Below are 13901 nucleotides of genomic sequence, written 5' to 3'. Positions count from 1 at the left end.
CTCCAGAGCATTACGCTCATCTTGAGGGAAGCACTAATCTTCGTTCAATACCTGCACGGTCACTGGGGTCCATCTCTGAACTTCCGGGAGAACAGTTTCAAAACTGCCTTTTTTAGCAGCCCAGGGTAAACCTCTCCAAGGGTCACTGTCTCTCTGGAGTAATAGAGAGAGCTTCCGTGCGTTCTTTCCTACAGGGCGCTATAGCGACAACTTCTCGAATATTAAAAAGGTTTTGCAGAAGACTCGCGTTTAGGACGACTTCTATCTGAGTAAGCTCTTTTCGTAGCTGCTCATCCCGAAACTACTGCTCTGCTACGAGTGCAAAGAGCACACCGACAACAACGATGACAAAGTCGATGCCTACCGCTAACCAGTTTTGTGTTCGTACGTGTTCCGTGACCCTAGTGAGCAGCATGTATGTGAGTTTCTGGCAAAGACGGTGATTTACGCACTGTTGGAGCGCAGTAACGGGAACTGAAGTAGTCGAACGACCGGTTCCGCCGGATTAAGCTCTCCAGCCGCAATCTTCCGTGCAGAGGAAAGCAAGGCGCGTTCGTGATCGCCCATAAACTTTGCCAGAGCCGCGGCCTCCGAGTCTTCTTCTATTGTTATAAGAGTCGCCAGTTCTTCGTATCGCGGTAGATAAGTCGTTTGGATCATGTCGCCAAGGGCTGCAAAACGTTGCTCCCAGGGCAGCTGATTCATTGCCGCCCCCGCGGCTTCGCCTTCGCTACGCGCTTCGGGGATATCGCGAACGGAAAGTCCGTAGCGCATAAGTATCGGGCGCATTCGTGCCTTGCCTTCAGTTTCAAGCTGTAGCATTGATCCAGCGATATAGCGCTGTTCGTCGGTGTCCACGACCGCGAGCATTCCTTCAAAGCCCACTTCGCCGGTGAGCTCACCCTGATACACATCTTCTAGACATTCTTTGAAGAGCTTAGATGCCATGGTTGTTTCCTTCTGTATCGGAATCCAAGCAAGCTTACAGTACGGCAAGAAATGTTCTAGGGTTTGATAGAGGCAGGGCTTTCGGAGTCGGCCTTAACTTTGACTAACGGGGCAATAACTCGAAGTACAAAAGCGCCGTTCCCTGAGGCTCGGCGCAAAGTGTTGCGATGCTTGTTGTTAACGGTGACGCTTAAACGGCGGTCGACCGCGGAAACTTGTACCTCGCGGCTGCTCATCTACCAGCTCTATAGACGCGGCGTCAGCAACCGGTAACTCAATTAGCCGACGCTTAAAGGGTGGTCTACCCGAGAATTCCCGTTCCCATACGACTTCTGTCGCCATGTCGATTTCACTGATCTCCATGGAGGCGACATCGACGGTTTCCATGGCAACACGCTCGCGCTTATAAGGTGGCTTACCTCGCATGTCCACCTTCCAGCGGTAGGTAGTTGCCTCATCTCCAGCTACATCCTCTGCGAATGCGGTTGCTGCTAAAGGCATGGTTGTAGCAACGATAGTTGCGCTTAAAAGCTTCAGAACGTTTGAATTCTTGAGTGCTGTCATAGCTGATTAACCTCCACAGTTCGACAAAAGCGATCCTGCGTGTTCAGACCGCTACAAGACATAGAAAAGTGTAATACAAAAACGTCACGCACCCAATAGAAGCGATTTGCGCACTATTTTGGGGCGTTTTCGCAAAGTTGGTGCTATACAAGTCCAGCGTGACCCCCGAAACAGAGGGGTTTTGGGCGCATGGCTTAACTTTTGCAGCTAGTGGGTATGCGCCTCCGTCAATTACTTACCGTGTTTTTTTACATTCTCTTGATGGGTGTTCATTCTGCTTCAGCCCAACAGTCCGTAGAACTTCCTTTACATAGCGGGTCAGGAGGTGCACTGGAGTTATCAATGATCGTTGATGGCCACCCTGCAACGTTTTTGTTGGATACCGGCGCGGCAATGGCGACCATAAATAGTGAAGTTTTTGCAGGAATTAGTGACCGTAGTTCCGTGCGAAAAATCCGTGACGTTGCTGCCAAGATGGCCGACGGACGTACGCGGCGGTTGGAGGTTTATGAAATAGAAGCACTCCACCTCGTCGGGGGGTGTGACATTGGATTGACCGAAGTACTCGTTGTTCCTGGGGCCGGTCGTAACCTTCTCGGCTTGAATGTGCTTGCGCAGTTTGCGCCCTTAACCCTCTCCTTAGACCCACCGGCCCTGAGCCTGAGTAACTGCAGCCAAAACGTTCCCTCCGGCAAGACAGACAAGGCATTGTCGGTAGTCGCTGTTCCCTGACTTTAATGCAGAGACGCACTGGGGCGCTTTAAGGTGGTCGATATGCTGTATAGCGTGACGCCACTACTCTAGTTTGCAGAATGTTCCTATTCGTCGGTTAAGGCGTTGTTTGTTGGTTTGTCAGGCTTGAGAACACCCAGACGATCATGTTCTATGGTCGGGTGTTGAGTCACCGCAGGCGGTAATTCACCTTTTGCATTGGCCGCAGTACTCTTGAATCGTTCTACTTTTCCGTAAAGACCCTGTTTGCCGACCAACGCGGTTACTGTTTTATTGTATTTATCGGTGACTGTATTGAGTGTCTTACCCATGTCCTCGAGCCGGTTACCCACTAAGCACACCTTATTGTAGATTTCCCCTGCCATCTCACTGATTTCCCGTGCCTCCTCGTTGCTACGATAGGCAATCCATAAGCTCGCTACCGTGCGAAGCATGGGTAACAGGGTGGTATGGGACACCATAATCACGTTTTTGCGATAGCCATCGTTGAACAATTCGCGATTGAATTTGAGAGCCTCTATATAAGCGGCCTCAATGGGCATAAACATAAAGACAAGCTCAGGACTGTTCATCCCGCCCAGCGCAGAATAATCCTTGGCTGATAGATCATCGATATGCCGTTTTAGCGCGGCTCCATGGGCTTTTAATGCTTCATGGCGCTCTTCGTCGGTTTCGGCTGCCACCGCGCGGTCGTAGTCGACCAGTGATACCTTGCTGTCCACAACCAGGTGCTTACCATCCGGCAACTTGATTACAAAATCCGGAATGCGCAGCTTACCTTCACCATCCCGAAAGCTTGATTGGGCTTCGTAGTGACTACCGGGTTCCAGACCTGCAAGTTGCAGGGTCCTCTCAAGCTGAACTTCGCCCCAGTTACCCGTGGTCTTTTTATCACCTTTTAGCGCAGTGGCCAGATTCTCGGCCTGATCACTCATTTTTAGCCCAACGCCCATCATGTTGCGCAGTTCAGCTGCGAGACTTTCATTGCCGCGAACCGACTGCGTATGCACTTCATTGATGCGTGACTGAAACCGATGAATCTGCTCGCCAAAGGGCTTGAGTAAAGATTCCATGGATTGCTGGTTGTCGTGGCTAAACTTTTTGCCGCGCTCTTCAAAGATGCGGTTTGCTAGGTTTTCAAACTCGACGGCAAGTAGCGCCTTGCTCCGCTCAAGGAGCGCGACCTGCTCCTTATGTTTTTCTTGTTCAGCACTTTGGCGTGCGCTTAAGCCCGCGTTGGTGGTTGCTAAGACGTTACGCTCCTCTTGCAAGGATGAGACCCGCTCGCCCATTTCCTGCAGCTGCTCTGCGAGGACTTCTCGCTCGCTAAGAAGGCTTGCATGTGCAATCTCAAGCTCCTGCAGCCGATCTCTTTGCTCGCGTAAATCACCTTGGGTCTTTGTGACTTCTGCACCCCGCCAAAGCCACGCGATGACAGCGCCGCAGATTAGACCGATAACGGCATAGAGCGGTGACGGGTCGTTGAGCGCGGACTCGATCACTGCCCTGCCGAGATCGGATTGCTTGGAAGATTGGTCACTCGCTCTTACCGCCTGCGAGCTGAGAAATGTCGGCGATGAGCATAAATTGCTCCCGTAATTTGGCTAAGAGAGCGAGTCGATTTGCTTTGAGGGCCGGATCTTCTGCGTTCACCATCACCCCATCAAAAAAAGCATCTACGGGCTCGCGAAGTGTCGCCAAACGCGCGAGCGCTGTTGCGTAATCTGCAGTCGCCAAAGCGTCGACGTTATCCTTGGCTGCGGCAGAAACCGCATCATTAAGTTCTTTCTCTTGGGGCTCTAAGAGTAAGTTAGCACTTACACCTAGCCCTTCGTCGCGATCGCTTGCCTTGGCCAATATATTGCTGACGCGCTTGTTAGCTGCCGCCAGGGCTTCCGCTTCGGGCCTATGACCAAAGGCGTGTACTGCGCGAACTCGCCGGTCGAAATCGGCGGGTTTTGAACTGCCGCTACCCCGCACCGCGCGGAAAACTTCAATGGGTATGGCGTCGTTTTCGTACAGCGCGGGAAGTCGGTCGAGCATGTAATCGAACACCGCATCAGCGGCATCATCACTAATCACCCCTTCGGCAAAACCTGCACCCGCGAGATCCAGACACTCACGTAAATCCAGCGTGAGTTCTTTCTCAATAATGATCCGCAAAACAGCAATGGATGCTCGTCGCAGTGCAAAAGGATCTTTGGATCCTGTGGGTGGCTGGCCAATACCGAAGATACCCATAAGCGTATCCAGACGGTCAGCGAGAGCTACCGCTACTGCAACCCCACCAACGGGCAATTCACTTCCCGCCTGGCTTGGCCAGTAGTGCTGTGCAATGGCATCAGCGACGGCGCTGTCCTCGCCATCGTTACGGGCGTAGTAGGCACCGGCGATCCCCTGCATGTCCGAAAACTCCAGAACCATGTCTGAGACCAAATCCGCTTTGCACAATTCTGCCGCGCGCTCGGCCAACGCCTGATCGGCAGCTGTCAGAGTGGCGAGCTTACCGGCGAGCCGCTGTACCCGCTGGGTCTTATCCAGCAAAGATCCCAGCTGTTTTTGAAAAACCACGGCGCCTAAACGGTCGACCCGTGAGGCAAGAGTGCTTTGGCGGTCCTGCTCGAAGAAAAATGCAGCATCTGCCAGCCGTGGTCTGATTACGCGCTCGTTGCCGGCAACCACCTGACTGGGGTCGCGGCTCTCGATATTGCTGACCGTGACAAAGTTCGGCATGAGGCTGCCGTTTTCATCGACGACGGGAAAGTACTTCTGATGACTCTGCATTGACGAGATCAGTGCTTCTGCTGGAACTTCCAGAAATGCTGTATCAAAACTGCCGGCGAGGGCCACAGGCCACTCTACGAGACTGGCAACTTCACCTAACAGATCGTCATCAATTAGCGCTTCACCACCCAGCGCCAGGGCGGCAGCTTTTACCTGTTCGCGAATCAGCTCACAGCGCTCGGCAAAATCTGCGATAACCCAGGCGTCCCGCATCAGTCTCTGATAATCACCCGCGGACTCAATGGTGATGGGGTCCGGCGCATGAAAGCGGTGTCCCCTAGAGGTATTGCCACTCGCAATACCCAACACATCACCAAAGCCGAACTGCTTACCGTGCATCAGCACAATCCAATGCACCGGGCGCACGAACTCTCTGCGGGACGCACCCCAGCGCATACGTTTTGCTATTGGCAGCGCCGTGACGGCGCTGCTAACGACCTCGCTGAGACACTCGCTGCTCTTAGCGCCTGTAACAATCTGCTGTATTCCGAGGCGTTGGCCTTTAGGGGTGTCGATAATCTCCAGATCGTCCGCTGTGACGCCAAGCTTCGATGCAAAACCCTGAGCTGCGCGGGACCAGTTGCCCTCGTCATCCCGGGCCTGGGCTAGAGGCGGGCCCAGGGCTTCGCGCGACTCATCCGGGGCCTGATCTATCAGATCATCTATGAGTACGGCTAAGCGCCTTGGCGCTGCAAACCAATGGGTCTCACCGTGAGACAAGCCTTTTTCTGCCAGTTTGGCGATAAGCTGCTCGTGGAGTGCCACCCCCAGTTGTTCCAGGCTGCTGGAAGGTAGCTCTTCACAGCCAATCTCGAGCAGTAAGGACTGCTGACTCATGCCGCAGCCTCCTTCAATTGTGCTAGCACCTCATCGCGGATAGTGGCCTCCGCCATAGGAAACCCGAGAGCCGCTCTAGCATTGAAATAAGCCTGAGCAACGTTTCGAGCCAGGGTGCGGACGCGCAAAATATAGCGCTGTCGCTCCGTCACAGAAATTGCGTGGCGTGCATCCAGCAGGTTGAAGGTGTGTGATGCCTTCATGACCATTTCGTAGGCAGGCAGGGGTAGCTCAAGCTCCGTGAGGCGCTTTGCTTCTTTTTCGCAATGATCGAACTGCGTAAACAGGAAGTCGACATCTGCTTCTTCAAAATTGTATTGCGACATTTCTACTTCGTTTTGATGAAATACATCGCCATAAAGCACGGGTCCCTGGGGGCTGCGTGTCCAGAGCAGATCGTAAACGCTGTCCACTCCCTGCAAATACATAGCAATACGCTCAAGACCATAGGTGATTTCGCCGGTCACCGGATAGCATTCAATGCCCCCCGCCTGCTGGAAGTAAGTGAACTGAGAAACTTCCATGCCATTGAGCCACACTTCCCAACCCAGTCCCCATGCGCCGAGGGTTGGCGACTCCCAGTTATCTTCCACAAAGCGCACATCATGGGTCAGTGTGTCGATACCCAAAGCTTGCAGTGACTCTAAATACAGCTCCTGAAACTCCGGAGGTGATGGCTTCATAGCCACCTGAAACTGGTAGTAATGCTGTAAACGGTTGGGGTTTTTGCCGTAACGACCATCTGTTGGGCGCCGGCTGGGCTGGACGTAGGCTGCATTCCAGTTCTCGGGCCCTAAAGAGCGCAAAAACGTTGCCGGGTGAAAAGTGCCCGCACCCACTTCCATGTCCAGAGGCTGGAGGATAAGGCAGCCTTTGTCTCCCCAGAATTGCTGCAATCTGAGAATAAGCTCCTGAAAACTGATGGGGTCTTGTGCTGGGTCGAGATACTGGCTCACGCGAAATCCTGTGCGAGGTGCAAAAGGCCCGTAGTATACCGTCAGTAACAGCGGCACAATACGCAGTTGTTACCCAACTAACACACCATTAACGCTTCTATGTCACAGCAACGACAAGATAGAGATTCGTGAAAAGCCGTCTCATTACCTTCTTATTGTGGTCGTCATCACTTTTACCCTTGAGCGTGTGCCGCGCCATGGGTAGAGGCCTGGGTCGTATTGCCTGGTGGGTGGGTGGTGGACCGAAACGAGTCACGGAACGAAACATGGGTCTTGCGTTTCCTGAGCTTTCAAAGTCTGAGCAGGAAGATCTTGCACGGCGATCCCTCCAGGCCACCGGCGAGCTTGCCGTGGAGATGGGATACATCTGGAACCGACCTTGGGATCAGATTCGTGCGCATATTCTCGAGGTTGTCGGCGATGAGGTTGTTCGCGCGGCACTCGAAAGTGGTCGCGGCGTCATGATGCTGGGACCCCATCTGGGTAACTGGGAAATTGTCGGCCTGCATATTTCGGAGTTAGGCGACTCGGTCGCGCTCTATGAGCCACCGCATATGCAGCAACTTGATGATATGGTGCGCGCCGCGCGGCAACGATCGGGCTCCGTATTGGTACCCACGGATGCTCGCGGTCTCGCCAAGCTGGTGAAGTCTCTCAAGAAAGGCGGCATAGCCGGAATCCTGCCCGATCAGGTGCCACCGGTGGTGGAATCCGGAGAGAACAGCGTTTTTATGGGTGTGCCTACCTTTACCATGACGTTGGCGAGCAAGCTTCTGGCAAAAAGTGGAGCTCAGGCTTTTTTTGGCTTTGCCGAGCGCATACCCGGTGGCTACCGTTTGCATTACCTGCCTGCAGACGAAGATATTTATAGTGAGGATTTGCAGGTTTCCCTCAAAGCCCTTAACGACGGGGTTGAGAAGTGTGTTCGGATTGCCCCCGAACAGTACCAGTGGGAGTACAAGCGTTTTCGGGTCAGACCCCGGGGACCGGTGGACTATTACGCGCCGGAATGGCGACCTGATACCGCCTGATTGATCTTCAGTATCCCTTTATTTTTTAAGCGGAGTATTTGATGTTTCTGGGTAAGTTACTGGCTGGCGCTCTGGGTTTGTTGGTTGCGGGCTTTCCGGGTCTTATCTTTGGACTCGTACTGGGACATCTTTTTGATCGGGGTTTGGCCGGCGTTCTGGGTATGGGCTCCGTCGACCTCGAAAAAGTTCGCGAGCAATTTTTTCGCAGTACGTTTTTGCTCATGGGGCATGTGGCCAAGTCTGATGGTCGTATATCCGAAGATGAAGTCGCGCACACTGAAGCGATCTTTCGTCAGCTAGGACTTTCCGATGACCAACGGCACGAAGCCATACTGCTGTTTAAAGAAGGTGGCGATGATGCTTTTTCTGTCGATGCCACGATCCAAAGTTATCTTCTGGCGGGGGGAGCGCACCCGGCGCTGAAGCAAACCTTAATGCTGTTTCTTGTGGCCCTGGCCCTGGCGGACCAGCAGCTACACAGTGGTGAACGTGCTGCGCTGCTGAGAATCGGAAACCTGCTGGGTTATAGCGCCGAAGTCGTCGAAGAGTTTTTGCGCATGGCTACTGCGCAGGAACAGTTTCATCAACACGCCGGCCACCCCTCTGCACCTACCCTGTCTGATGCCTACGCTGCTTTGGGTGTTAGCGGGGAAGCGCCCGATGGTGAAGTAAAGCGCGCCTATCGTAAGCTTATGAGCCAACATCATCCCGATAAGCTGTCTGCGCGCGGCGTGCCCGAGGATATGCTCAAGCTCGCGACGGAAAAGTCCCAGGAAATACAGGCAGCCTACGAGCTTATTCGAAAGACTCGAGGTACGGGAAAGAGCGGCTAGTGTCAGAGGTTTTTAGTTGCGCCAGAACATCGGTGTAAACAACACCAGTAAGGTAAAGACTTCGAGCCGGCCCAAAAGCATTGCAAAACAGAGCACTGACTTAGCAAAGTTGCTGATCTCGCCATAGTTAGCGGCGACAGAGCCGAGGCCGGGACCCAGGTTGTTAAGCGCTGCGGCAACGGCAGAGAAGGCGGTAATAAAATCCAGGCCCGTGGCCATCAACACCAACATGATCACAATAAATGCGAAGGTGTAGACCGCGAAAAAGCTCCAAACCGCGCTAACAACCGTTGCTTCCACGCGACGGTTTCCCACCTTCAATGGAATAATCGCGTGAGGGTGTACGAGTTGCTTCAGCTCCCGAATGCCCTGCTTATAGATCAACATAAGGCGCATGGCTTTAATGCCGCCACCGGTGGAGCCGACACAGCCACCCATAAACGAAAACATCAAAAGCATCATGGGCAAAAAGCCCGGCCATAGGGAAAAGTCCTGCGTGGCGAAGCCCGTGGTCGTGGTTATAGAGACGGCCTGAAAAAGCCCGTGTACAACGCTCTCCTGAATATCGAGTGTTTCAGAGAACATGAGGTAAGCACAGGTGATGAGCACGCACACAGCCATTGCGCTGCCGAAAAACCGTGCTTCGGAGTCTTCCCAATATCCGGACACACTACGGCGGCGAAATGCCGTGAAATGCAGGCCGATGTTGAGTGCTGAAATCAACATAAACAGCGTGCTGACGAGATAGATGGCCTCGCTGTCGAAGTAGCCCATGCTGGCGTCGTGGGTGCTAAAGCCACCGATAGCGACCGTTGCAAAGGCGTGACAAACAGCATCGAAGCCCGACATTCCCGCCAGACTGTAGGCCCCGGCGCAGAGCACCGTCAGCGCTAAATAGACCGAAAACAGAGCTTTGGCGGTTTCTGTAATGCGTGGGGTGAGTTTGCTGTCTTTACTCGGCCCTGGGGTCTCCGCGCGATACAACTGCATACCACCAATGCCCAGCATAGGCAGGACTGCAACCGCCACGACGATGATACCGATGCCGCCCAACCACTGGAGCATTTGCCGATAGAGCAGGATTGAGGCGGGCATCTCGTCCAGCCCCGTAAGTACCGTAGCCCCGGTGGTGGTGAGTCCCGACACTGATTCAAAAATCGCGTCGGTGGCATTCATGCCAAGGGATTCTGTGAGAGCAAAGGGCAAAGCCCCAAACAACCCCAGTACCGTCCAGAAAAGTGCAGTTATCAAAAAGCCGTCGCGAATCTGCAGATCGCGCTTTACACCGCGCAGGGGAAGCCAAAGGGTTGCGCCGGATAACAAGGAGATAGAGAACGCAGAAACAAAACCCGTCACCGTATCGTCATCAGCAAGCACCGCAATCAAAAGCGGCGGCAACATGGCGACGCTAAAGAGGGTTAGCAGTAGTCCAAGAATGCGCAGACTGATGGAGAAATGCACGCGATGGCCTAGGAGAAGAAGCCAAAGCCCACGGCGAAGAGTTTCTCTACCGCATGGATCTTGTGCTTATCGACCAAAAACAGAATGACGTGATCGTCGGTTTCTACCATCAAATCGTGGTGGGCGATCAATACCTGTTCACCGCGGACGATCGCTCCGATGGTCACACTATCTGGCAGGGGGATTTCCTCAATGCGTCGACCTACGACCTTTGAGGAGTAAGCATCCCCCCGTGCTACCAGTTCAATAGCCTCCGCGGCACCGCGCCGCAAAGCATGCACGGCACTGATGTCACCCTTGCGAACATAGGTAAGCAGGCTGCCAATAGTGATCTCCTGTGGGGAGATCGCGATGTCGATCTCGTCCCCTACAAGCTCTGCATAAGCAGGGTTCGTGATCAGGGTAATTACCTTTTTTGCGCCCATGCGCTTGGCCAGCATCGACATCATGATGTTGGATTCATCGTTGTTGGTCAGCGCGCAAAAAACATCGGTGTGCTCAATGTTCTCCTCGGCCAGCAGTGCCGGCTCAGCCGCACTGCCACCAATAACCAGTGTGTGCTTGAGTTGTTCCGACAGAACACGACAGCGCGCGTAGCTGTACTCAATGACTTTGACTGAAAAGTCTTTTTCGAGAGAGTTCGCGAGTCGCGCGCCGATGTTTCCGCCGCCAGCAATCATGATGCGCTTATAAGGTTTATCTACACGGCGGAGCTCAGAGGTGACCTGGCGGATATGTTGGCTCGCCGCGATGAAGAATACTTCATCGTTGGCCTCTACCACCGTATCGCCCTTGGGGATAATCGCGCGATCTCTTCGAAAGATAGCCGCAACGCGGGTGTCGACTTTCGGCATGTGCTCACGAATGGTGCTGAGTTCTTTGCCAACGATAGGGCCGCCGTGCACCGCGCGAACGGCCACCAGTTGGACTCGCCCTTCGGCAAAATCGAGGACCTGAAGCGCACCCGGGTTGACGATGAGCTGCCGGATCGAGGTGGTAATAAGTTGCTCGGGACCGATGATGACATCTACGGGAATGTTGTCTGCAGAGAACAGCCGCTCCTGATGATCAAGATACGCTTGGGAACGAACCCGGGAAATTTTTTGGGGCGTGCGAAAAAACGTATGCGCCACCTGACAGGCCATCATGTTGATCTCATCACTATTGGTGACGGCAATCAGCATTTCGGCGTCTTTGGCACCGGCCTCTCTCAGGGTGTCCGGGTGAGAAGCGTTACCGGTGGTAGTACCGATATCCAGGCTATCTTTGAGGGTGCGGAGACGCTCGCTGTCGGTGTCGACGATGGTAATGTCGTTTTTCTCGTTCGCCAGGTGCTCCGCGAGCGTTCCGCCCACCTGACCGGCGCCCAGAATAATGATTTTCATGGCGAACAAACCCTGCCGCTGCAGTCGCTGCACAGTACTGCAATCCCCTGCTGCAATACAGGCTTCATAGTGGAAATCTTACGCTCTAAAAAATGCTTCACGAGGATCGGCCCTGCTTGTACAACATGGCGAAATAGAGACCATCACTGCCCTGGGCGTCGGGCAAAATCTGTAAACCATGGGCACAGGCATGTGCCCCGGACAGTTCCAGTTTTGTTTCCTGAGCATCGCCCTGGCGCGCGAGAAACGCGGCGACGACATCGCTGTTCTCCTCAGGGAGCACAGAGCAGGTGACGTAGAGAAGTCGGCCCCCTTCTGCCAGCAACGGCCAGAGCCCATCAAGGATCGCGTTTTGCTGAACAGCAAAGCCCGCCGCATCTTCAGCTCGGCGGAGAATTTTGACATCGGGGTGTCGTCGAATAACGCCCGTTGCCGAGCAGGGAACATCGAGAAGCATGGCATCAAAGGGCCCGGCCTCCGCGAGCGCTGCCGGGGGTGCAGCGCCATCGCCTACAATCAAGCGTGCACTGAGTCCCAGGCGATCAAGGTTCTCCTGGACGCGATGTAATCGCTCCTCACTGATATCCATGGCTGTGAGGGACCGCGCCGAAGCCTGTTGTTCCAGAATATGCCCGCTCTTTCCTCCCGGCGCAGCGCAGGCATCCAGAATGCGTTCATCGGGCTGAGGCGCCAGCAGCCGCGCCGCGACTTGCGCTGCTTCATCCTGAACGCTGCACAGGCCCTCAGCAAATCCCGGTAGCTCATTGACATCCGTAGCACGTTCCAGAGTGAGCGCCGCGGGGCTCAGTTGTCCGGGACTTGAGTTGATACCGGCATCGCTTAGTCGTTGCCGGTAAGCATCTCGATTTCCCTGGCAAAGATTGACCCGCAGTGTCATGGGGGGATGGCTGTTGTTAGCAAGAGCAATTTGCTCTCGCTGTTCTGGCCAGTGTTCACCCAGAGCGTCCCAAAGCCAGTCCGGGTGAGCAGCCGTGGCTGCAAGGCTCAGTTTGGCAACCAGGACGTCTTCTTCTCGTTGAAATCTGCGCAACACCGCATTGAGCAGTCCGGACAGCTGCCGCTTTCTCAGTACGGTCGCCGCATCAACGGTTGCACTCACCGCCGCATGAGGAGGAATACGCATATTGGTGAGCTGATAAAGCCCGGCCAGCGCAAGGGCGTGAACATCCTGGTCTTTCGCGCGGAGCGGCTTTTGCAGAAGCTGAGCTAACAGTCCATTCAGCCGGGGGTAGTGCCGCAGCGTGCCGAAGCAGATTTCACGGCACAGGGGCTGATCGCGTTCCGGCAGCTCTGAGATGTAGCTATCAAGGGCACGGTCCAGAGAGTCGCCGCGCATAACACTGGAAATGATTTGTGCCGCCCGGGCGCGAACCGCAGCACCAGGCTTCATGTACCGGCTTCTGTGCTAAAGCGATTGCCGGGGCTAAAAAGATCTGCATTTCCACGGAGCAAATCACTTGCCTGCATAGCCTTTGAGCCAGCCATCTGAAGCGTCTCGAGCAGGATTGTTCCTTCACCACAGCGCACAGCAATACTCTGGCCAGAGCTGCTGACAATAGTTCCCGGTTCGTCGCCTGGCGTACTCGCGGCCGATTGCGCCGCCCAAACCTTTAGCCGCTGCCCCTTTATAAATGCGTAGCAGCCCGGTGCAGGGTTGAATGCACGAACCCGCCGCGCGATCACTGCGGCAGGCTCCGCCCAGTCAATCCGAGCTTCTTCTTTACTGATCTTGGCCGCGTAGTTTGCGTCCTGATCATTCTGGGTAGTGGCCTTGGATAGATGCAAGGGAAGGTCTTCCAGTACGCTTAGTAACAGATCAGGACCAAGCTCCGCGAGCTGATCGTAGAGATCACCACTGCTGGTTTGGGTGGTGATGGGGCAGTGTCCACGGGCAAGCATGGGGCCGGTATCGAGACCTGCGTCCATGAGCATAATGGTGACGCCACTTTCGGGGTCCCCTGCTTCAATAGCTCGCTGAATCGGGGCTGCTCCGCGCCAGCGTGGGAGCAAAGACCCGTGTACGTTCAGGCATCCAAAGCGCGGAAGATCCAGCACCTCCTGTGGCAAAATCAGTCCGTAGGCCACGACAATGAGGGCATCGAGCTCCAGAGCTGCAATTGCAGATACCGCTTCTGGCTTGCGAAGGCTCGTCGGCTGTAAAACAGGAAGATCATGCGCTTCTGCCAGCGTTTTAACGGGACTCGGGCGGTCCTTTTTACCACGCCCTGCGGGACGGTCTGGCTGCGTCAGAACAGCAACCAGTTCGTGAGAAGAGTTGATAAGTGCTTGGAGATGCTTTGCCGCAAAATCAGGCGTGCCCGCGAAGGCTAGGCGCAAAGTTGACACCCT

At 54.6% G+C, this 13901-nt stretch carries 12 protein-coding genes; 3 read left to right on the top strand and 9 right to left on the bottom strand.

From position 1 onward, the window contains the following. Positions 1-444 precede the first annotated feature (444 nt). Together ACTG39_RS05985 and ACTG39_RS05980 are read right to left on the bottom strand one after the other, a co-directional pair. Positions 445-948, bottom strand: a complete 504-nt coding sequence (locus ACTG39_RS05985; RefSeq protein ID WP_439106631.1) for a hypothetical protein — start codon at positions 946-948, stop codon at positions 445-447. 177 nt (positions 949-1125) lie between these two features. Then, positions 1126-1512, bottom strand: a complete 387-nt coding sequence (locus ACTG39_RS05980) for a hypothetical protein (protein WP_439106630.1) — start codon at positions 1510-1512, stop codon at positions 1126-1128. A gap of 216 nt (positions 1513-1728) precedes the next feature. On the opposite strand from ACTG39_RS05980, the gene ACTG39_RS05975 reads away from it, so the two are divergent. Further along, entirely contained in the window at positions 1729-2244 is a 516-nt protein-coding gene (locus tag ACTG39_RS05975; RefSeq protein WP_439106629.1) for a retroviral-like aspartic protease family protein, read from the top strand. Positions 2245-2330: 86 nt separating this feature from the next. Here ACTG39_RS05975 and rmuC read toward each other — a convergent pair whose 3' ends face one another. The 3 genes from rmuC to glyQ are packed head-to-tail and all read right to left on the bottom strand — an operon-like array spanning position 2331 to position 6821. Further along, positions 2331-3746 (bottom strand): DNA recombination protein RmuC, encoded by a 1416-nt coding sequence (rmuC, locus tag ACTG39_RS05970; protein WP_439106628.1) that lies wholly within the window; start codon positions 3744-3746, stop codon positions 2331-2333. 34 nt (positions 3747-3780) lie between these two features. Then, on the bottom strand, positions 3781-5865 hold the full coding sequence (glyS, locus tag ACTG39_RS05965; RefSeq protein ID WP_439106627.1) for a glycine--tRNA ligase subunit beta: 2085 nt from the start codon (positions 5863-5865) through the stop codon (positions 3781-3783). Beyond that, entirely contained in the window at positions 5862-6821 is a 960-nt protein-coding gene (gene glyQ, locus ACTG39_RS05960) for a glycine--tRNA ligase subunit alpha (protein WP_439106626.1), read from the bottom strand. Before glyQ ends, glyS begins: the two co-directional genes overlap by 4 nt. Before the next feature lie 128 nt (positions 6822-6949). On the opposite strand from glyQ, the gene ACTG39_RS05955 reads away from it, so the two are divergent. Both ACTG39_RS05955 and djlA read left to right on the top strand, forming a co-directional pair. Then, positions 6950-7852 carry a lysophospholipid acyltransferase family protein gene (locus ACTG39_RS05955; RefSeq protein ID WP_439106625.1) on the top strand — a complete coding sequence of 301 codons (903 nt, stop codon included), beginning with the start codon at positions 6950-6952 and terminating at the stop codon, positions 7850-7852. Between the two features lie 41 nt (positions 7853-7893). Beyond that, positions 7894-8685 carry a co-chaperone DjlA gene (gene djlA, locus ACTG39_RS05950; RefSeq protein WP_439106624.1) on the top strand — a complete coding sequence of 264 codons (792 nt, stop codon included), beginning with the start codon at positions 7894-7896 and terminating at the stop codon, positions 8683-8685. Between the two features lie 12 nt (positions 8686-8697). Here the strand turns inward: djlA and ACTG39_RS05945 are convergent, their stop codons facing one another. The 4 genes from ACTG39_RS05945 to fmt form a co-directional block, all read right to left on the bottom strand. Further along, complete coding sequence (locus ACTG39_RS05945) at positions 8698-10146, bottom strand: TrkH family potassium uptake protein (protein WP_439106623.1); 1449 nt, start codon at positions 10144-10146, stop codon at positions 8698-8700. Between the two features lie 8 nt (positions 10147-10154). Continuing rightward, a complete protein-coding gene (gene trkA, locus ACTG39_RS05940) occupies positions 10155-11531 on the bottom strand; it encodes a Trk system potassium transporter TrkA (RefSeq protein WP_439106633.1) in 1377 nt (458 codons plus the stop codon). Between the two features lie 97 nt (positions 11532-11628). Then, positions 11629-12942, bottom strand: coding sequence for a 16S rRNA (cytosine(967)-C(5))-methyltransferase RsmB (gene rsmB, locus ACTG39_RS05935; protein ID WP_439106622.1), 1314 nt, complete (start codon positions 12940-12942; stop codon positions 11629-11631). After that, positions 12939-13898: a methionyl-tRNA formyltransferase gene (gene fmt / locus ACTG39_RS05930; protein WP_439106621.1), complete on the bottom strand. Its 960-nt coding sequence runs from the start codon at positions 13896-13898 to the stop codon at positions 12939-12941. Before fmt ends, rsmB begins: the two co-directional genes overlap by 4 nt. Between the last annotated feature and the right edge of the window lie 3 nt (positions 13899-13901).

Origin of the sequence: Congregibacter sp. (assembly GCF_965662665.1) — a bacterium.
GTDB lineage: Bacteria > Pseudomonadota > Gammaproteobacteria > Pseudomonadales > Halieaceae > Congregibacter.
This window is presented reverse-complemented; position numbering and strand designations above follow the sequence as displayed.